We start from the raw sequence: 18,501 nt of genomic DNA on the forward strand, positions 1-18,501 counted from the left end.
GCGCAATGTGTACGCAGCTTGGGTCTTCGATCAGGCGTTGCCCATCGGCGGATCGCCCGCGGTTGCGCCCTGCTGCTGCTGCGCCTGGAGCTGCTGGATGTAGAGGCCGTTGAAGTCGATCGGCTCGAGCATGAGCGGCTGGAAACCGGCGTCGCGCACGGCATCGGCCACGACACGGCGCGCGAAGGGGAAGAGGATGCGCGGAGCTTCGGCGAAGAGGAAGGCATGGGCCTGGCCATCGTCGAGGCCGCGCATGCCCACGAGTGCGCAATAGCTGAGGTCGACGACGAAGGCCGTGCCCGCTTCGCACTTGGACGCGCAGGTGATTTTCAGTTCGACTTCGTGGACTTCGCCTTCGATGGCCTTGGCCGCAATGTTGAACTGCACGTCGATCGCGGGCGTGTCCTGCCACTGGAACGACTGGGGCGCGTTTGGATTCTCGACCGAGAGATCCTTGATGTACTGCGAGATGATCCCGGCGCTGGGGCCTGCATCGCCCCCGTTGCCGAGGTTGAGATCGGAGATGACGTTGCCTTCATCGGCCATGGTGGTGATTTCCCGCTTTAATCCATTGATCGTCCGGCTGCCTCGGGCGATAGGGCGCCGCAAGGAAGCGATTCTCGCGCGCTAGAGCATTTTTGCGCTTCGTGGAACACCCCAGTTGCGGGCCCGTTGTGCGGTTAGACGGCTGCAGGTGCATTCTCGCCCCGGGTTTGGCCCGCTATGTCGAAAAAATGCCCCGATCCGGCCGCACACGCGTTGTTCATTTGTCAATGCTACCTACATGGGGTTATGTTACGAAGATTACGGTCCCAGCAAACGCAGGCGCAAAGTACCTGGTAGCGGGGCCGAAGGAAGGAATGGGTACACGAACGTGACACCGGAAATCGTCATCCTGGCCATGATCGCAGCGTTTCTCGGCCTGCGGCTCTATTCCGTGCTGGGCCGCCGAGCCGAGCATGAGGAAGAGCCCATTGCCGGACGCTTCGAGGGGCAGCAGGGACAGCCCGGTGCGCCGCGGCCCCAAGCGCCTCGCCGCCCCGAACTCCGCTCGGACGACCAGTCCCAGAGGGCTGGGCAGGACTCGCGCATCCAGCAAGTGCCGGTAACCTCGCCCACCGCCGAACGTGGCCTTGCTGCCATTGCTGCTGCGGACCGTCGTTTCGATGCGCTGGCCTTCATCGAAGGTGCCCGCGGCGCCTACCGCCTCGTGCTAGAGTCGTTCTGGAAGGGCGACAAGGCCGAGCTGCGTGCCTTGTGCGATACGCCGGTCTACGAAAGCTTTGAGAGCGCCATCGATGCGCGCATCGAGGCGGGCGAGACCCTTGATAACCGTCTCGTACGGATCGAGGACGTCAAGATCGTCGCGGCTGGCGTGGAAGACGGCACGGCGCGCATCACGCTGCGCTTTCGTTCGGACATTGCGGCTGTGACCCGCGACGCCGAGGGCAATGTCGTGGCTGGTTCGCTCGACGATGCGATCGAGGCGGTCGATGTCTGGACCTTCACGCGTCAGGTGCGTTCAAGCGATCCGGACTGGATTCTCGAAGAAACCGACGCCGGTTGATCTTTCCCGCGCGAGTGCGCAGGTAACGGGCAGGAAGCGGTGCAACGCTTCACTGCCCGTTTCGTTTGTCGGCCCCGCAGATCCGGGGTCTCATGTGAATGTTTCTGGAGTGTCTGCCCCGTGGTCCGAGAGCGCCTGTCAGCGTCCCTGTTCGAGCGCTGCCTCGCCTCTTCGCATGCCGCGCTCGGCCGCATGGCGCTCCTGGGTGGGCTTGCCGTATTGCTGGCCTCTTGCGCGGGGCGTATGGAAACTCCGGGCTCCGTGACCGCCCCGGCGCCGACCAATGCGTTGGCGGCGGGCCTGCGTCCGGGACCAGCCTTCGCCTCGCTCCCGGTAGGGGCGATGGATGCGGGCGCTGCGCTTGCCGGTTTCGCCGAAAGCTGCGCCAAGCTCCTTGTCCGTGAGGATGTGAGCGGCCTGACCCGCCCCCAAGATTGGCAGCCGGCCTGCGCGGCTTCGGCAACCTGGTCCCAAGGGGACGCGTCGCGCTTCTTTGCGACCTACTTTGAGACAGTCCGCGTAGGCGAAGGTACGGCCTTCGCGACGGGGTACTACGAGCCCGATATCGCGGGTTCGCGCGATCATATTCCGGGTTATGACGTGCCGGTCTACGGCATGCCAGACGATCTCGTGCGCGCACGCGAGGGCGATGCGGAGCGGCTCGACAACGGGCGCATGCCGGTCGGGCGCTATGACGAGGACGAGCACTTCATCCGGTATTACGACCGCGCCGCGATCGAAGACGGGGCGCTTCAGGGCCGTGCTCCTGTCATCGCCTGGGCGTGCGATCCGGTCGAGGTCTTCTTCCTCCAGGTCCAGGGTTCGGGCATGCTGCGCCCGCCGGAAGGCGAGGTCATGCGCATCGGCTATGCAGGGCAGAACGGCCACGGGTATACCGCCATCGGCAGCCTGATGCGCCAGCGCGGGCTGCTGGGCGATGGGCCGGGGCAATATGCTGCCTCGATGCAGGGCATCATGCAGTACATCCGCGAGAACCCGGAAGAGGGCGCCGCGCTGATGCGTGAGAACCGCTCCTTCGTGTTCTTCCGCGAACTAACCGGCGACGGGCCCGTGGGTGCGCTCGGCGTGACGGTCCGCGCGCACGTCTCGGTCGCGACCGATCCCAAGTTCGTGCCTCTGGGCGCCCCGGTATTCCTCGATCTCGACCGGCATGAGGCCGATGGCCTATGGGTTGCGCAGGACACCGGCGGGGCGATCAAGGGGGCCAATCGCTTCGATACGTTCTGGGGCAACGGTGAGGAGGCGCGTGTGACGGCAGGCGACATGACGGGGCGCGGGAGCGCACTGCTCCTGCTGCCCAAGGGCACCCTGGCGCGTCTGGGCGCGCTGTGAGACGGCCGGGACGCCGCCTGAGTGAGGATGAGGCGCGCCTCTGGGGCGAGGTCGCGCGCACCGTCAAGCCGCTTGAACCTGCGATGCGGCGCCCGTATTCTAACGCAGCTGTGCCTGCCGAGAAGGGGAAACCCGCCCCGCCGGTCGCCGCAAACAAGGTAAAGGGGCGTGTTCCGCCCCCGTTGATGCCCAAGCCCGCTCCGGTGAAAGTGCCCAAGGGCGAGACCCAGTTGCATCTTGACGGCTCCTGGGAGCGACGGATTGCCAAGGGTACGCTCGTTCCCGATTTCAGCCTCGACCTCCACGGATCGAACCTGGACTATGCGTATCGGCGGCTCATGGATGGACTGTCGCAGGGCAAGGCCATGGGCGCGCGGGTGGTGCTGGTCGTCACCGGTAAGCCGCGTCCGGTCGACGCCATGGATCGCGGCGAGCGGCGCGGCGCTATCCGTGCCAAGATCAAGGATTGGCTGATGGTAAGCGAGCACGCGAGTGACATCGTCGCCATTCGCGGTGCGCATCGGCGGCATGGCGGGCTGGGCGCGCTCTACATCGTGCTCAAACGGCGTCGCTGAAGGTCCAAGAAAGAGATGATGCAGGGGGGCAGCACCCCTTTGACGCCGCAATCGGCTGCTTCGCCGTTGTAAATCGGCCTGGCGCGCGCAAGGTGCGGTGAACAGCTTTTTTTTGGGGGGGGCGAGGGGCAGGGCCTGCGGAATCATTCTTCCAGCCTTTATCTCTGCCCCGAAGGGGAAGTTGCGGGAAGTTCTTCGTTTTTCTGGGAAATGCCTGCCGCGTGTGCATCGACAAGACGCGGGCAATGAAAAAGCCGCGTCCTTTTGGGCGCGGCTTTTGAATGGATCAGCTGAAACGGGTGCTCAGTTCGGAGGCTACTTCCTCGTTTCTTGCGAGCGCAAAAGTAAGAGGGCCTTTACGGCGCAAAGACTGGCAAATCCAGATGCCCTTGTCTTCGCAGTAGTCGCGCAGATCCTGAAAGTTTTCGTCTAGGTAGGTGAAGCGGGAGAATTCTGAAATATTGTTGGTCATGGGCCTGATATACACGCAGAAGCTGAAAATTTCAACCCGCCGCAATCTGAGCACTTTTTTCCGGTTTCCTGCAGATTACAGGCGGGCCTGAGAGGCGGTTCGGTTCGCTGCATTCGCAGGTGCAGCATTCTTGCGGGTTTGGCCTGCGACGGAAAAGGAGCGGAAAAGCGCTTGCGCGCTCCCGCCCCTGTTCACGTCCGCTGGGTTCGGTGTGGTCTCATGCGACGGCTTCGGCCGCTTCCTGTGCACCCTGGGCGATTTCGGCCGGAGCCTCGTTGCGGATCAGGAAGTCGAAGGCCGAAAGGGCGGCCTTGGCGCCTTCGCCCATCGCGATGATGATTTGCTTGTAGGGCACCGTGGTGGCGTCGCCTGCGGCGAAGATGCCCGGAATGTTGGTCGCCGCCTTATGGTCGATCACGATCTCGCCGCGGTTCGACAGTTCGACGCCGCTGTCCTTCAGCCATTCGGTGTTCGGGACCAGGCCAATCTGCACGAAGATGCCTTCGAGCTCGATGGTCTTTTCCTCGTCACTCGCGCGGTCTTTGTACTTGAGGCCATTGACCTTCGAGCCATCGCCGGTGACCTCGGTGGTCTGGGCGTTGGTGAGGATCGTCACGTTCTTCATCGACTTCAGCTTGTCGACCAGCACCTGGTCGGCGCGCAGCTGGGTGTCGAATTCGATAAGGGTGACACTGCCCACGATGTTGGCAAGATCGATCGCCGCTTCGACGCCCGAGTTGCCGCCGCCGATGACCGCGACGCGCTTGCCCTTGAAAAGGGGGCCGTCGCAGTGCGGGCAGTAGGCCACGCCCTTGGTCTGATACTCGGCCTCACCGGGCACGCCCAGTTGGCGCCAGCGCGCACCGGTGGTGAGGATGAGCGAGCGGGCCTTGAGCGAGGCGCCGTTCTCGAAGACGACCTCGTGGTAGCCGCCCACGTCCTTGGACGGGATGAGCTTTTTGGCTCGCAGCAGCGGCATCGTGTCGATGTCGTACTCGGCGATGTGCGCGTCGAGGGCGGAGGCGAGCTTGGGACCTTCGGTGTAGGGAACCGAGATGAAGTTCTCGATGCCCATGGTATCCTGCACCTGGCCGCCCATACGTTCCGCGGCGATGCCGGTCGAGAAGCCCTTGCGCGCCGTGTAGATCGCTGCGCCTGCGCCAGCCGGGCCGCCACCGATCACCAGTGCCTCAAAAGGCTTCTTTTCGGCGAGCTTGGCCGCAGCCTTTTCGCCCGCCTTGGTGTCGAGCCTGGCGAGGATCTCGGCCACGTCCATCTTGCCCGAGCCCCACATGGCGCCGTCCAGGAAGACGGCCGGGACGGCCATGACGCCGCGATCCTCAACCTCGGTCTGGAAGGCACCGCCCTCGATCAGGGTGGCCTTTACGCCCGGGTTGTTGAGCGCCATCAGCGTGAGCGCCTGCACCACGTCGGGGCAATTGTGGCACGAGAGCGAGAAGTACATCTCGAATTCGTAGTCGCCCTCGAGCTCGCGGATCTGGGTGAGCACGTCCTCTTCGACCTTAGGCGGGTGGCCACCTGCCCACAGAAGGGCAAGGACAAGCGAGGTGAACTCGTGGCCGAGCGGAACACCGGCGAAGCGCACACAGGCTTGCGGGTTCGACGCGCGGCGGATTTCGAAACTGGGCTTGCGGGCATCATCGCCATCGAAGCTGACCGAGACCTTGTCGGACGGTTCGGAGATGGTCGAGAGCAGCTCGCGGGTTTCCGCCGACTTCGCATCCTCGCCAAGCGAGGCGACGAGCTCGATCGGTTCGCGCAGCATGCCGAGGTACTGGGAGAGCTGTTGCTTCAGATTGGCGTCAAGCATGTCGGGGTCCTTTCGGGGAGAGAAGAAAGAAAATGCGTGAGGGAGGAGAAGGTGGCGGTCCGGGGTCTGCCGCTTCGCTTCCGGCCGCGCACGGGGGCGCTTCCGGGGAAGGGAGATCCCGGGCCGCGCACCGTCCGCACGCGACCCGGATATCGCGGGCGGCGCTCAGGCCGCCCGGCGATACGTTGTCGCGTCGGGCTTAGATCTTGCCGACGAGGTCGAGCGAGGGAGCGAGGGTTTCCGAACCTTCTTCCCACTTGGCCGGGCAGACCTGGCCGGGGTTGTTGCGCACGTACTGTGCAGCCTTGATCTTGCGGACGAGTTCGACCGCGTTACGGCCGACGCCTTCGCAGGTGATTTCCATGATCTGGATGACACCGTCGGGATCGACGACGAAGGTGGCGCGATCGGCAAGGCCGGCTTCACGCAGAACGCCGAACTTGTTCGACAGCTCGTGGTTCTGGTCGCCGAGGAAGGCGAACTTGAGCTTGCCGATCTTCTCCGAAGTGTCGTGCCAGGCCTTGTGGCTGAAGTGCGTGTCGGTCGAAACGCCGAACACTTCCACGCCCATGCCCTGCAGGGTTTCGTACTGGTCGCCGAGGTCTTCGAGCTCGGTCGGGCAAACGAAGGTGAAGTCGGCGGGGTAGAAGAAGAACACGGCCCACTTGCCGGCAATGTCGCCTTCGGAGACGTCGAAGAAGTCCTTGCCCTGCTGGAACGCGGTGTTGGTGAACGGCTGGATCTTGCTGCCGATGATACCCATGAGAAATCTCCCTCGCTTGGGTGTGTTGAACTGACGAGGCTGAGATAGGCGGACCGGGTCACATTTTGTAGCGGGATGATCCGATTGGGTTGATCGATTTACGCGATTACCGGGTGATCGATTTAGCGAATTAGTCGATTATCGGCGGAGGTCTGCGGTTTGTGCCGGCATCATTGGGTCAAGCGCGCGGCGGGGTGGGCCCACAATGTGCGACTGCACGTGTCATTGCCGCGTTGAGCTTGGGGCTCGGGGCGGCTAAGTCCTTCGCCATGGCAGACAATCACCGCGACGAGCCGCGCCCCGGCGCACCCGCCAATCCTGACCGCCGCCGCCTGCTGACCGGCATGGCCACTGCGGCTGGCGCGGCTGCCCTCAGCGGGCTGACGCCGGAAGACGCTGCGGCGCGCAGCGTAGCGCAACAAGGCATGGCATCCCCGCCGCCTAGCGATGCCCAGCTGGCTGCGCATATCGATACGGTAGTGGTGATCTATGCCGAGAACCGCAGCTTCAACAATCTCTTCGGCGATTTTCCGGGGCTGGAGCAGCCGCTGTCCGAGGTTTCGACCGAGCGTGCGCGCCAGCGCGACCGCGACGGCTCGGTCCTGGAAGCCCTGCCCCCGATCTGGGAAGGCATGGTCCCCAACGAACAGGTGGTCGAGCATCAGGCCATCGCCATCGGTCCCGACGATCTGGCGCCGCTTGCGAACGCGCCGTTCGTTCTCTCCACCCCCGACGGCGATCCGCTGCCCCACGGCGTGGTAACGCGCGATCTGGTTCATGCCTTCTACAATAACCAGCTCCAGATCAACGGCGGGCGTAACGACGGGTTCGTCGCCTGGAGCGATGCGGGCGCGCTGCCCATGGGGTATTACGGCGACAACGCGGCGAACCTGCGGCTGTGGCAGATCGCGCGCGATTTCACGCTGTGCGACAACTTCTTCATGGGCGCTTTCGGGGGCTCATTCCTCAACCACCAGTACCTGATCGCCGCGCGCCCGCCGTTCTATCCGGAGGCTGATGCAAGCCCGGCCAAGGGACGGATAACGCAGCTCGAAGGCGAGGATCCGAAGGGCATCGTGCCGAAGCAGACCGCGCAGTCTCCGGCCAGCGCGATGGATGGCCCGGTGCGTTTCGTGCCCAACAGCCTCTCGCCCGATTTCTATGCGGTCAATACGATGCTGCCGCCCTTTGCCCCCACTTATGAACTGGACCCCGAACGTCCGGGCTATGCCAATGCGCAAAGCAGCCACACGCTGGTTCCCCAGAGCCACGACACCATTGGCGATGTGCTCTCCGAGAAGGGCGTGGACTGGGCCTGGTACGCGGGCGGCTGGGCTCAGGCGCTGGAGGGCCACCTCAATTCCGGGGACTTCCCCTCGCGCCCGAACTTTCAGCCGCACCACCAGCCGCTGAATTACTACACGCAGTTCGCGCCGGGCACCGAGGCGCGCGCGGCGCACCTGCGCGACGCTGGTACGGGCGAGACGGCGCGGACCAACCGCTTCCTCGCGGATGCCAAGGCGGGCTCGCTGCCCAGCGTCACGTTCTACAAGCCGCAGGGTAACCTCAACATGCACGCGGGCTATTCCGACGTCGACGCCGGGGATCGCCACATCGCGGGCATCGTCGAGGCGCTGAAAGCCTCGCCGCAGTGGGACAAGATGCTGGTCGTCATCACCTTCGACGAGAACGGCGGCTGGTGGGACCACGTGGCGCCGCCCAAGGGCGACCGCTGGGGGCCGGGCACACGCATTCCCGCGCTGGTCGTCAGCCCTCATGCGAAGAAGGGCGAGGTTGATCACACGATCTACGACACCGGCTCGATCGCGCGCTTCCTCACCCGCCGCTTCGGTCTGCGCAAGCTGCCCGGCCTTGCCGAGCGCGAGCAGGCAATGATCGCGGCCGGAGGCCCGCCGCCGGGCGATCTCACGGGCGCCCTGCGCTTCGGGTGATGCGCCGGAGGGACGCGTGGGCTCAGTTGGACGGATTGAGCCGCCCGGCCTCCAGGATCGGCAGGCCACCTTCGGTCGGCACGTAGATGATCTGCCCGCGGGACTGCTCAAGGTTCTGGATATAGAGATAGCGCAGGTAGCCTTCGGGGCCGCCCGGGCTGTCTGCGACAATGCGGTTGGCTTCGGCCAGGCCCTTGGCGCGCTCGACTTCGGCGGCGGCTTTCAGTTTGGCGCTGTCGAGCGCGGCCTGCGCTTCGAGTACGGCGATCCGGCGGTTCTGTGTTGCCTGAGCCAGTTGCGCTTCACCTGCGACCTGCGCGTTCCAGACACGCAGACCATTGTAGGCGGCGCACGATCCGAGGCCTCCGCCGACGAGCACGACAATCAGAAGGATAAGTGCCAGACCGACCCTGACCAGACTGTCGGACGTATGCCCCATGTGTGAACCCCTCAGTTGCTGTTAGCGCCATCTCTAGCCGGATGGGCCCGCTACACAAGCGGAAGCGCATCAGGGGCGTGCGGTATTCAGCTTGTATTCTTTATAGTTGGCCGGTCTGCGCCGCGCGGACGAGGCGGGTGACTACCTGGTCGAGCGCGGAAAGGTAGCGCGAGCGGTCCTGCTTGGAAAAGGGCGGTGGCCCTCCGATCTGATCCCCCCCGGCGCGAAGGTCGGCCATGATCGCGCGGGTGGCGATGGCGCCTCCGATGGAGGCCGGGGTGAAGGGCTTGCCGTTGGGCGCCAGCACCTCGGAGCCCGCCTTGAGGCACCTATCCGCCAGCAGGATGTCGGCGGTGATGACGATCGAGCCCTTGTCGCAGTTCTCGGCAATCCAGTCATCGGCCGCATCGAAGGCATCGCTCACGATCTGGCGTGAGATGAGGGGGCTTTGCGGAATGCGGATGATCTGGTTCGAAACGACGACGACCGGCACCTTGTAGCGGGCCGAAACCTTGTAGGTCTCTTCCTTTACCGGGCAGGCGTCGGCGTCGATCAGGATCCGGATCTGGGGCAAGTCGTCAGCCGCACTGCCCGCGCTGGAGCAGCTTGTGGTCGGCCAGCACCAGCGCCATCATCGCTTCGACTACGGGCACGCCACGGATGCCCACGCACGGGTCATGGCGGCCCTTGGTGAACAGTTCCATCGCCTCGCGCTCGCCCTTGTCGTTGGGGCGGGTGACGGTGGGCTGGGGGGTGAGGATCGAGCTGGTCGGCTTGAAAGCGACGCGGCAGGTGACCGGCTGGCCGGTCGAGATGCCGCCCGCGATGCCGCCTGCATGGTTTGCAAGGAACTCGGGCGCGCCGTCGGGGCCGGTCTCGGTGTTCGGGCGCATCGGGTCGGCGTTGCCTTCTCCAGTCAGACGCGCGGCGGCAAAGCCATCGCCGATCTCCACACCCTTCACTGCGTTGATGCCCATCATCGCGGCGGCAAGGTCGGCATCGAGCTTGCCGTAGAGCGGGGCGCCCCAGCCTGCGGGCACGCCGCTGGCGTAGCATTCAACCACCGCACCAACCGACGATCCGCTCTTGCGGGCATCATCGACGATCGCTTCCCAGCGCTTCGCGGCGGCCGGGTCCGGGCAGAAGAAGGGGTTGTGGCCGATTTCTTCCAGGTCGAAGTTCGCCGGGTCGATGAGGTCGCCGCCGATCTCCGAGACATAGGCGACGATAGTGACTTCGGGAATGACGAGGCGGGCGACCGCACCGGCCGCCACGCGGCTGGCGGTCTCGCGCGCCGAGGAACGTCCGCCGCCCCGATAGTCGCGAAAGCCGTACTTGGCGTCATAGGCGTAGTCTGCGTGGCCCGGGCGATAGGCGCGGGCCACGTCCGAATAGTCCTTCGAGCGCTGGTCCATGTTCTCGATCATCAGGCTGATCGGGGTGCCGGTGGTGCGCTGCACGCCGTCCGGTGCTTCGAACACGCCCGAGAGAATGCGGACCGCGTCCGGTTCCTTCCGCTGCGTGGTGAACTTGCTCGTACCCGGGCGGCGCGCGTCGAGGAAGGGCTGCACCACGCTTTCGTCGAGCGCGAGGCCCGGGGGGCACCCGTCGACAACGGCGCCGATGGCGGGCCCGTGGCTTTCGCCCCAGGTGGTGAATCGGAACAGGCGGCCAAACGTGTTTACGGACATAGCGGGCGCTTTGTCGCGCAACGCATCGTTTGTCCAGTATTAGCGCTTGCATACGATTGTTGCGGGCCCCATCTCGGGCCGCGATGTTTCTCGTCGTCTTCCGCAACCGCAAACGCGCCGATATCGACGGTGCGGCCTACGCGCGCGATGCCGCCGCGATGGAGGACCTTGCGCGCCGTCAACCCGGCTTCCTCGCTTTCAAGAGTTACACCGCGCAGGACGGGGAGGTCGTTGCCCTCTCCGAATGGGCGGACGAAGCGGCTGCACGCGCCTGGGGCCGGCAGGCCGAACATGCACGCGTGCAGGGCGAAGGACGCCATCGTTACTATCAGAGCTATACCCTCTTCGCGTGCGATTCGCCGCGGATCCATGAATTTGAGAACAAGGAGGCCTCTTCGTGAGCCTTGAAGTCTACGGCATTCCCAACTGCGACACCGTGAAGAAAGCCCGCAAGTGGCTTGAGGCTCGGGACATCGAATACACCTTCCACGACTACAAGAAGGAAGGCGCGGATCCGCAGAAGCTGGCAGCCTGGGTCGAGGCCGAGGGCGTGGAGACGGTCCTCAACAAGCGGGGTACCACCTTCCGCAAGCTGTCGGATGAGGACAAGGCCGACATTGATGCGGCCAAGGCGGTGCGGATCATGGCGGAGCACACTAGCACCATCAAGCGCCCGGTCGTCGAGCACTCCAAGGGTATTCTGGTCGGCTTCAACCAGATGCAATGGGAAGCCGTTCTGAAGTGAATGAAGTTTACCAGTCGGAAGGATTAAGATCCGAGGGCCAGCGCCCTCGGGCGCACCAGTGTCGCGCTGCAGTGGTCGAGAAAGGTAAAGTCGCCGATTGCGGGGGCAAGGGGCGATGGCTCCTTGAAAATCCTTTTTTCTGTTGGCTTTTTCAGCTTTCTACCGAAGTCCCGAACAGCGCAGCGGCAAGGCCAAGCACAGTCAACGCTCCGAACCCGGCAACGCGCAAAGGCCCAGCATCCGCCGTGCGCGAGCGGATCGCGGCGAGCGCGGACTGGATGGCATAGTAGAAGGCAAAGGCGCGGCTGGCGAAGCTGACGATCTCGAAGACATCGGCCAGCCAGGTGAGGGCGATGCCCGCCGCGATCAGCAGGACATAGGTCGGCTTCATGCCAAAGCGCTGGTGTGTGAGTTCGCTGACAAGCCCGCCTGAGCCGTTGGTGTCGGCCACCGCAGCGCTGAACTGGGCGCTGAGCGCTGCGAGGATGAGCAGCGGCCCCAGAATTGCCGAGACGGTGCGCATCATGTCGATGATCGCGGTTTCACTGAGTTCGAAGCTGCCACTGCGAAAGCTGATGGCCAGGAGCACGACGTAGGCCATGTAGATGGCGCTGGCGATCCATTGGGCCAGCTTCATCGAACGCTGGCGCTCGGCTGCGGTATAGTGATCGCCGAGGTAGCGCGAGGTCTCGAAGCCCTGCACCGTAACGATGAGGCCGAACATTAGCTGCAGGGCGGGCCAGGGCGAGAGCGTCATGCCGCTGCGCATGACCGTGCCAGTCTCCCATTCGATCCCGGCGTGGACCGCCAGCGCACCGATAAGGGCGGCGATAATGATGAGCTTGACCGACACGGTTAGCTGTTCGAGCCGCTCGAGAAGAGAGAAGCCCTTGGTGAGGCCCGCCACCAGGATCAATGCATAGGCCCCCGTGGTGATGAGCCGCGCGAGCGTGTCGGAAGGGGCGCCGAAGATGCGTGCGGCAAAGACACCGAACAGGTTGAGGTAGTAGGCGACCGAGATCACATAGGCGGCCGCGAGTGCCCAGCTGGAAATGCGCTCCAGCCCATTCGAGAGCCGCGTCTCGTGCGCGCCATCCTCTAGCCGGGCGATGTTGGTGCGGATCGCGGCGCCAAAAAGGTAGCCGGCAAGGCACAGAAGCGCCATCGCAGCGATGCCCCAAGTGCCGAAGCTGTCGGTCAGGATCGGCCCGAGGATCAGGAACCCGCTGCCGATGATCGAGGCCAGCGGGGTGATCCCGGCGCGCCACAGCCGGGCGCGCGACAGGCGCGGCCAGGCGAGCAGCGCAGCGGTGCCGAGCCCCGCAAGCGCGAGGGCGATCTCGATGCCAAGCTGGCCCATGGGTGCCGGGTTCAACCCTCGGGTACGCCCGCGCGGCGCGCGGTGACGATGAAGTTGAGCGAGAGATCCTCGGAGAGATGGAGCCCGCGCGCCGGTGACCATGAGATTCCGGTGGGCTCGCCCAGTTCGAGGCCCGCCTCTTGGGCAAGCTCGGTCAGTTCCTCGAAAGTCGGAAAGGCCGACCAGTCGTGCGTGCCGCGCGGGACCATGCCAAGCCGCTCGGCACCCTCGACCAGCAGAAGGCGCGAGAGCGCGCTGCGGTTGGGGGCCGAAAGGATCATCAGGCCGTCCTCGGCAAGGGTGGTGGCAAGCCCATTTAGGAAGGCAGCCTTGTCGGCAACGTGCTCGATCACTTCGAGCGAGCAGACAAGGTCGTAGCCAGCAAGGCCCAGGCCGGAGAGCTCTCCGCAGCGGTAGTCGATGGCAAGGCCCGAAGCCTCGGCGTGGGCGGAGGCGGCCGCGATATTCTCGGGCGCGGCGTCGACGCCAGTGACCTCGCCGCCAAGGCGCGCGAGTGGCTCGCACAGCAGGCCCGCTCCGCATCCAGCGTCGAGCACGCGGCGTCCGGTCAGAGGCTTGAGCGCGCGCGAATCACCTCCGAAATGCGCATCGATCGCCTTGCGGATGAAGCCTAGGCGCACCGGATTGAGCTTGTGCAACATGGCTGAGGACCCCTTGGGATCCCACCATTCCGCCGCCATGGCGCCGAAGTGGGCGGCTTCCTCGGGGCGGATCGTGGCCGGGGTGGTCGCGTCCGGCTTTGCCTGCTCGGACGCACGGGGAGTTGCATTGTTCATAAGACCCCCCTAACAGCGCGCCCGAACCTTATCCATATTGCGCGTCGATTGAAATTTTCGCAAACCGCCGCGCGATCCCCTTTTTTGACGGGAGCACTGACACCTTGGCCCGTATCGTGATGAAATTCGGCGGCACCTCCATGGCTGGGACCGAGCGAATCCGGCGCGTGGCGGGTATTGTCAAACGCCAGCAGGAAGCCGGACACGAAGTGGCCGTGGTTGTCTCTGCCATGGCGGGCGAGACCGACCGGCTGGTGAACTTCTGCCGCGAAGCCAACGCGCTTTATGATCCGGCCGAGTACGACGTGGTCGTTTCCTCCGGCGAGCAGGTGACTTCGGGTCTCCTCGCGCTGACGCTGCAGTCGATGGGCTGCAAGGCGCGTTCGTGGCTGGGCTGGCAGGCGCCGATCAAAACCGACGATGCCCACGCCAAGGCCCGCATTGAGGACATCGACCCCGAAGGTGTGCTCGCCTCGATGGCCTCGGGCGAGATTGCCGTATTTCCCGGCTTCCAGGGCGTTTCCCCCGATGGGCGCGTGACCACGCTTGGCCGCGGGGGCTCGGACACCTCGGCGGTGGCGGTTGCGGCGGCGATTGGCGCGGATCGCTGCGATATCTACACCGACGTTGACGGCGTCTACACCACCGACCCGCGCATCGTTGCCAAGGCCCAGAAGCTGCCGCTCGTGACCTACGAGGAAATGCTTGAACTCGCCTCTGTCGGCTCGAAGGTGCTGCAGACCCGCTCGGTCTCGCTCGCCATGAAAGAAAACGTGCGCGTGCAGGTGCTCTCCTCGTTCATCGACGAGAACGCCCCCTCGGCGGACGACCTGCCCGGCACGATGATTGTCAGCGATGAAGAATTGGAAGAAAGCGACATGGAACGCCAGCTGATCACCGGTATCGCCGCCGACAAGAACGAGGCGAAGGTCACCCTTACCCGCGTGCCCGACCGTCCGGGCGCGGTGGCCTCGATCTTCACCCCGCTTGCCGAGGCGAACATCAACGTCGACATGATCATCCAGAACGTGGCGAAGGAAAAGGGCGAGACCGACGTCACCTTCACCGCGCCGATGGCCGATCTCGCGCGTACGCTGGCCATGCTCGAAGAGCGCAAGGAGCAGATCGGCTTCTACCGCCTGATCTCGAACGACAGCGTCGCCAAGATCTCGGTCGTGGGCGTGGGCATGCGCAGCCATGCAGGCGTTGCGGCGACCATGTTCAAGACCCTGGCTGACCGGGGCATCAACATCCAGGCGATCACCACGAGCGAGATCAAGGTCTCGGTGCTGATCGACGCTGACGAAACCGAACTGGCCGTGCGCGTGCTGCACTCGGCCTACGGGCTCGACGCCAAGGGCTGATCTCGGGGCCTCCGGCTGCGACCGGAGTGGCATCGCATTTCAAGCGGCTCGGAAAAACCCTTGAAGGGGATTTTCCGAGCCGTTGGCGTGTGAGCCTCAGGCAAAATCCTCCTCACAGACCTGGGCGAGAGCGACGAGGTAGGTGCGCACGTCCACCGGCCATCGCGCCAGGGCCTCGCCGAAGGCCCCCATGTCGCCTGAAAAAAGTTGGCGCGCCGCGTCCTCGAACCCCGGGTAGTCCCCGGCAAGGGCTGCCATCGCGCGGTAACAGCGTTCCTGCGCGGTGCGCAGGGCCGTGCGCCCGCAATCGGCCCACCGCGCCTCATCGACAAGTCGCCGGAGCGCCTGCGAAGCGCCGCCCGACTGGCGCGCAAGCCAGTCCCAGTGGCGCGGCAGCAGCGTAAATTCGCGGGAGGTGACGACCCAGTCGAGGCCGTCCGCGCTTGCGCGGTGGTTCCTGCTCCTCCGGGGGAGGGGGGGCGTATCGCGCCAATCGAGATCGACCACCCGGCCGCTGGCATCCTCGAACACCAAGGCCCCGGTCGGATTGGCGCTAAGTTCGCGAACAAGCTCGGCGCGGGTGCCTGCGGCCAGCCGGCTCCTCTTCACGCTGCACCAAGGGAAGAGGCTGCACCGCGGTCTGCAGGCAGCGTGGAACACAGCGGGGGAGGGCGGCCTTGCCTGGGATGAACGGGAAGAGCTGGACGGGGAAGAGCTTGGCCTTCCTGTCCCGCGCGTGCTCAAGGAGCGTCATCTGCACTGGCGGGAGAAGTTGGGTGCGACGCGCATCTGAGGGCAGTAGGTGGTGCACCCTGCCCAAGTGCGTGGGTTGCGACACAGTGGGCGTCATAGGTGCTTTTTTTTACGTCGATTTACCGCTACGCGGATAGTGTCGGGCTTGAGAATATATCGTGCCTGCCCGTGCAACCTAGTCTCTCGCGCAATAATAGGACGCGGCGCAGCGGTGTGAAAGAAATTGGGGCAGGGCGAGGCCGCCCACCCATGCGAGAACATTGCGCCGGACGCATGAGAGGCGTCCTGACCCGCGCGTCGTTTGCAAAGCCTATCTGGAGTACATGATTTGAAAGCCAGCCTCCCCACCGCACTCCGCACACCGACGCGCCGCTTGCTCGGGCGTCTGCTCCTGATGGCGACCTGCATGGTCCCGGCAGGCGCTCTCGTCGTGGGCGGCATGGTGACGCGGGCCGAGGCGCGCGTCGCAGCCGGTCCCGAGGACGAGGCGGTCATGGCGCGGGCAAAGGCGCTTCTGACGCAGATGACGCCCGAGGAGAAGGCCGGGCAGCTGGTCCAGTACTTCTACCTTGGCGAGGCAGCGGCGACCTCGTCCGAAGCGATGACGAGCGTGATCAGCGTGGAAGACGCCGTTGCACGCGGCGAAGTGGGCTCGCTCCTGCTGATGACCGACCCGGTCGAGATCAACCGCTTGCAGAAGATCGCGGTCGAAAAGACACGGCTGGGCATTCCGCTGCTGTTCGGCTTTGACGTGATCCACGGTTTCCACACGATCATGCCGGTACCGCTGGCGATGGCTGCGTCCTGGGACCCGTCTGTCGCCGAGAAGGGGCAGGCGGTCGCGGCGGCCGAAGCGCGAGCCGCCGGTGTCAACTGGACCTTCGCGCCGATGGTCGACATCGCGCGCGACGCGCGCTGGGGTCGTATCGTCGAGGGCGCGGGCGAAGACCCGGTGCTGGGCGCGGCGATGGCGGCCGCCCAGGTGCGCGGCTTCCAGGGCGAGAAAATTGGCACGCCGGGTCGCATCCTGGCTGGTCCCAAGCACTTTGCGGGGTACGGCGCGTCGCTTGGCGGACGTGACTACGACGAGGTCGACCTCTCCGACAACGAGCTGCGCAACGTCTACTTCCCGCCATTCAAGGCGGCCATCGATGCCGGCGCGGGCAATATCATGGCTGCCTACATGCAGCTCAATGGCGTGCCCGCGACAACCAGTTCGTGGCTGCTGAACGAGGTTCTGCGCAAGGAATGGGGCTTTGACGGCTTTGTCGTCTCCGATGCCAACAACGTTTCCTCGCTCGTGCGCCAGGGCGCGGCGGCGAATCCGGAAGAGGCGGCGGTCCGCGCGATCCGTTCCGGGCTCGACATGTCAATGGAGATGCCGTCCAAGAACAGCCCGATGCTCTCGCTCGCGCAGTCGCTGAAGGACGGCACGCTCGACGCAAAGACGCTCGACACGGCCGTGCTGCGCCTGCTCGAAGCCAAGATCCGTCTTGGCCTGTTCGAACAGCCCTACGCGGATCCTGCGAAGGCAAAGTCCGTGGCCCAGAGGGCCGAGCACCGCGACATCGCGCGCATGGCTGCCGAGCGCGCCGCCGTCCTCCTGGAAAACAGCAAGGGCGTGCTTCCGCTCGACACCAGCAAGACCCAGTCGATTGCGTTGATCGGTCCCTTCGCGAATGCGCCGCATGACCAGCTTGGCCCCTGGGTGTTTCCCGGCCCCAAGCCGACCGGCGTCAGCGTTCTGGAGGGGCTCAAGGCCAAGCTGGGTGACACGGTCAAGGTGACTTACGCGCCGGGCGTGCCGATCCCCACGCGCATCAATCGCTCCTTCTTCGACCGCATCAACCCGCCCGTTGACCTGCCCGAATTTGCTGATGCCAACGAGGCGAAGACGGCGGCGGAGTTCGACCGCGCGGTAGCCGCGGCCAAGGGCGCGGACGTTGCCGTCCTGGTCCTTGGTGAAGCGCAGAATATGGCCGGAGAGGCGGCTTCGCGTGCCTCTTTCGAACTGCCCGGGCACCAGCAGCGCCTGCTGGAAGAGGTTATCGCGACGGGCAAGCCGGTCGTCGTCGTTCTGATGAACGCGCGTCCGATCAACCTGCAGGGCGCCAAGCCCGATGCCGTGCTCGAAGCCTGGTATCCGGGCTCCGAGGGCGGCCCCGCCATCGCCAACCTCCTCACCGGCGACGCGGTGCCGGGTGGCAAGCTACCGATCAGCTGGATCTGGGATGGCTCGCAGGCGCCCTTCAGTTATGATCGGATGATCTCGCACGCGCCCTGGGGCGCGGACACGCGCTACTGGGACCAGCCGAGCAACGCGCCTCTCTACGAATTCGGCTATGGCCTGAGCTACACGACCTTCGAATACGGCAACCTCACCGTGGCAAAGGATGCGGTGGCCAAGGGGGAGCCGGTCGAGGTTTCCTTCGATCTCACCAACACCGGTTCGCGCAGCGCGGACGAGGTGGCCCAGCTTTATATCCACCAGCGCTCGGGCACGTCTTCGCGTCCGGAGCGTCAGCTCAAGAAGTTCCGCCGCATTGCGCTCCAGCCGGGTGAGACGCGGCGGGTGACCTTCACACTGAGCGCGGAAGACCTGCGCTACTGGAGTTCGGTCACCAAGGACTGGATCCAGGATGCCAGCGTCTTCGACGTTTGGGCAGGTGGCAGCTCCAAGGCTGATCTGGCAGGGGAGTTCACGGTTACGCCGTAAGGGCGCCGAGTACGCGACCCCGGATCCTCGTGGACCGGGTTGGACGTCCGCCGGGCATGGTCTCATGGGGGTGAGGCCTTAATGTTACGCGGATCGCGACGCGACCAGGGGGCGGGGGGATTG

18 protein-coding genes are annotated in these 18,501 nt (G+C 65.0%); 8 read left to right on the forward strand and 10 right to left on the reverse strand.

From position 1 onward, the window contains the following. Positions 1-30 precede the first annotated feature (30 nt). Positions 31-546 carry a protein-export chaperone SecB gene (gene secB / locus FMM79_RS17400; RefSeq protein ID WP_039388241.1) on the reverse strand — a complete coding sequence of 172 codons (516 nt, stop codon included), beginning with the start codon at positions 544-546 and terminating at the stop codon, positions 31-33. A gap of 328 nt (positions 547-874) precedes the next feature. On the opposite strand from secB, the gene FMM79_RS17405 reads away from it, so the two are divergent. From FMM79_RS17405 to FMM79_RS17415, 3 genes are all read left to right on the forward strand, one after another. After that, positions 875-1,567: a Tim44/TimA family putative adaptor protein gene (locus FMM79_RS17405; protein ID WP_148628697.1), complete on the forward strand. Its 693-nt coding sequence runs from the start codon at positions 875-877 to the stop codon at positions 1,565-1,567. A gap of 192 nt (positions 1,568-1,759) precedes the next feature. Continuing rightward, positions 1,760-2,920, forward strand: a complete 1,161-nt coding sequence (locus FMM79_RS17410) for a murein transglycosylase A (protein WP_148628755.1) — start codon at positions 1,760-1,762, stop codon at positions 2,918-2,920. Continuing rightward, positions 2,917-3,495 (forward strand): Smr/MutS family protein, encoded by a 579-nt coding sequence (locus tag FMM79_RS17415; RefSeq protein WP_148628698.1) that lies wholly within the window; start codon positions 2,917-2,919, stop codon positions 3,493-3,495. The genes FMM79_RS17410 and FMM79_RS17415 overlap by 4 nt, the downstream gene beginning before the upstream one ends. Before the next feature lie 286 nt (positions 3,496-3,781). On the opposite strand, the gene FMM79_RS17420 is transcribed toward FMM79_RS17415, so the two are convergent. The 3 genes from FMM79_RS17420 to ahpC form a co-directional block, all read right to left on the reverse strand. Further along, positions 3,782-3,967, reverse strand: a complete 186-nt coding sequence (locus FMM79_RS17420) for a hypothetical protein (protein WP_148628699.1) — start codon at positions 3,965-3,967, stop codon at positions 3,782-3,784. A gap of 217 nt (positions 3,968-4,184) precedes the next feature. Then, on the reverse strand, positions 4,185-5,798 hold the full coding sequence (gene ahpF, locus FMM79_RS17425) for an alkyl hydroperoxide reductase subunit F (protein WP_148628700.1): 1,614 nt from the start codon (positions 5,796-5,798) through the stop codon (positions 4,185-4,187). A 199-nt stretch (positions 5,799-5,997) separates the two neighbouring features. Further along, a complete protein-coding gene (ahpC, locus tag FMM79_RS17430) occupies positions 5,998-6,561 on the reverse strand; it encodes an alkyl hydroperoxide reductase subunit C (protein WP_039388232.1) in 564 nt (187 codons plus the stop codon). A gap of 269 nt (positions 6,562-6,830) precedes the next feature. On the opposite strand from ahpC, the gene acpA reads away from it, so the two are divergent. Beyond that, positions 6,831-8,513 carry an acid phosphatase gene (gene acpA / locus FMM79_RS17435; RefSeq protein ID WP_148628701.1) on the forward strand — a complete coding sequence of 561 codons (1,683 nt, stop codon included), beginning with the start codon at positions 6,831-6,833 and terminating at the stop codon, positions 8,511-8,513. A gap of 22 nt (positions 8,514-8,535) precedes the next feature. On the opposite strand, the gene FMM79_RS17440 is transcribed toward acpA, so the two are convergent. From FMM79_RS17440 to aroC, 3 genes are all read right to left on the reverse strand, one after another. Then, complete coding sequence (locus FMM79_RS17440) at positions 8,536-8,952, reverse strand: membrane protease subunit (protein ID WP_148628702.1); 417 nt, start codon at positions 8,950-8,952, stop codon at positions 8,536-8,538. Between the two features lie 100 nt (positions 8,953-9,052). Continuing rightward, entirely contained in the window at positions 9,053-9,517 is a 465-nt protein-coding gene (locus FMM79_RS17445) for a YaiI/YqxD family protein (RefSeq protein ID WP_148628756.1), read from the reverse strand. Positions 9,518-9,530: 13 nt separating this feature from the next. Then, positions 9,531-10,643 carry a chorismate synthase gene (gene aroC, locus FMM79_RS17450; protein WP_148628703.1) on the reverse strand — a complete coding sequence of 371 codons (1,113 nt, stop codon included), beginning with the start codon at positions 10,641-10,643 and terminating at the stop codon, positions 9,531-9,533. Positions 10,644-10,726: 83 nt separating this feature from the next. Here aroC and FMM79_RS17455 point away from each other — a divergent pair, with 83 nt between their 5' ends. After that, on the forward strand, positions 10,727-11,044 hold the full coding sequence (locus tag FMM79_RS17455) for an antibiotic biosynthesis monooxygenase (protein ID WP_148628704.1): 318 nt from the start codon (positions 10,727-10,729) through the stop codon (positions 11,042-11,044). Then, positions 11,041-11,388, forward strand: a complete 348-nt coding sequence (locus tag FMM79_RS17460; RefSeq protein WP_148628705.1) for an arsenate reductase — start codon at positions 11,041-11,043, stop codon at positions 11,386-11,388. Before FMM79_RS17455 ends, FMM79_RS17460 begins: the two co-directional genes overlap by 4 nt. Positions 11,389-11,539: 151 nt before the next feature. Here the strand turns inward: FMM79_RS17460 and FMM79_RS17465 are convergent, their stop codons facing one another. After that, the gene (locus tag FMM79_RS17465; protein WP_148628706.1) at positions 11,540-12,748 is read right to left on the reverse strand and encodes a hypothetical protein; all 1,209 of its coding nucleotides are present in this window, start codon (positions 12,746-12,748) and stop codon (positions 11,540-11,542) included. Positions 12,749-12,759: 11 nt separating this feature from the next. Then, the gene (ubiG, locus tag FMM79_RS17470) at positions 12,760-13,545 is read right to left on the reverse strand and encodes a bifunctional 2-polyprenyl-6-hydroxyphenol methylase/3-demethylubiquinol 3-O-methyltransferase UbiG (RefSeq protein ID WP_148628707.1); all 786 of its coding nucleotides are present in this window, start codon (positions 13,543-13,545) and stop codon (positions 12,760-12,762) included. A 119-nt stretch (positions 13,546-13,664) separates the two neighbouring features. Here ubiG and FMM79_RS17475 point away from each other — a divergent pair, with 119 nt between their 5' ends. After that, positions 13,665-14,909, forward strand: coding sequence for an aspartate kinase (locus FMM79_RS17475; protein WP_205466719.1), 1,245 nt, complete (start codon positions 13,665-13,667; stop codon positions 14,907-14,909). A gap of 96 nt (positions 14,910-15,005) precedes the next feature. Here FMM79_RS17475 and FMM79_RS17480 read toward each other — a convergent pair whose 3' ends face one another. Next, a complete protein-coding gene (locus FMM79_RS17480; RefSeq protein ID WP_205466717.1) occupies positions 15,006-15,518 on the reverse strand; it encodes a DUF2239 family protein in 513 nt (170 codons plus the stop codon). A gap of 472 nt (positions 15,519-15,990) precedes the next feature. Between FMM79_RS17480 and FMM79_RS17485 the strand changes: the two genes are divergently transcribed. Next, positions 15,991-18,378: a glycoside hydrolase family 3 N-terminal domain-containing protein gene (locus tag FMM79_RS17485; protein ID WP_240339287.1), complete on the forward strand. Its 2,388-nt coding sequence runs from the start codon at positions 15,991-15,993 to the stop codon at positions 18,376-18,378. Positions 18,379-18,501 lie beyond the last annotated feature (123 nt).

This window comes from Novosphingobium sp. BW1 (assembly GCF_008107685.1).
In the GTDB taxonomy this organism is placed as follows: domain Bacteria; phylum Pseudomonadota; class Alphaproteobacteria; order Sphingomonadales; family Sphingomonadaceae; genus Novosphingobium.

Excerpts from the sequence above, each read along its gene's own strand:
- secB (WP_039388241.1), bottom strand. The coding sequence starts at position 546 with ATGGCCGATGAAGGCAACGTCATCTCCGATCTCAACCTCGGCAACGGG.
- FMM79_RS17410 (WP_148628755.1), top strand. The coding sequence starts at position 1,760 with ATGGCGCTCCTGGGTGGGCTTGCCGTATTGCTGGCCTCTTGCGCGGGG.
- FMM79_RS17420 (WP_148628699.1), bottom strand. The coding sequence starts at position 3,967 with ATGACCAACAATATTTCAGAATTCTCCCGCTTCACCTACCTAGACGAA.
- ahpF (WP_148628700.1), bottom strand. The coding sequence starts at position 5,798 with ATGCTTGACGCCAATCTGAAGCAACAGCTCTCCCAGTACCTCGGCATG.
- ahpC (WP_039388232.1), bottom strand. The coding sequence starts at position 6,561 with ATGGGTATCATCGGCAGCAAGATCCAGCCGTTCACCAACACCGCGTTC.
- acpA (WP_148628701.1), top strand. The coding sequence starts at position 6,831 with ATGGCAGACAATCACCGCGACGAGCCGCGCCCCGGCGCACCCGCCAAT.
- FMM79_RS17440 (WP_148628702.1), bottom strand. The coding sequence starts at position 8,952 with ATGGGGCATACGTCCGACAGTCTGGTCAGGGTCGGTCTGGCACTTATC.
- aroC (WP_148628703.1), bottom strand. The coding sequence starts at position 10,643 with ATGTCCGTAAACACGTTTGGCCGCCTGTTCCGATTCACCACCTGGGGC.
- FMM79_RS17455 (WP_148628704.1), top strand. The coding sequence starts at position 10,727 with ATGTTTCTCGTCGTCTTCCGCAACCGCAAACGCGCCGATATCGACGGT.
- FMM79_RS17465 (WP_148628706.1), bottom strand. The coding sequence starts at position 12,748 with ATGGGCCAGCTTGGCATCGAGATCGCCCTCGCGCTTGCGGGGCTCGGC.
- ubiG (WP_148628707.1), bottom strand. The coding sequence starts at position 13,545 with ATGAACAATGCAACTCCCCGTGCGTCCGAGCAGGCAAAGCCGGACGCG.
- FMM79_RS17475 (WP_205466719.1), top strand. The coding sequence starts at position 13,665 with ATGAAATTCGGCGGCACCTCCATGGCTGGGACCGAGCGAATCCGGCGC.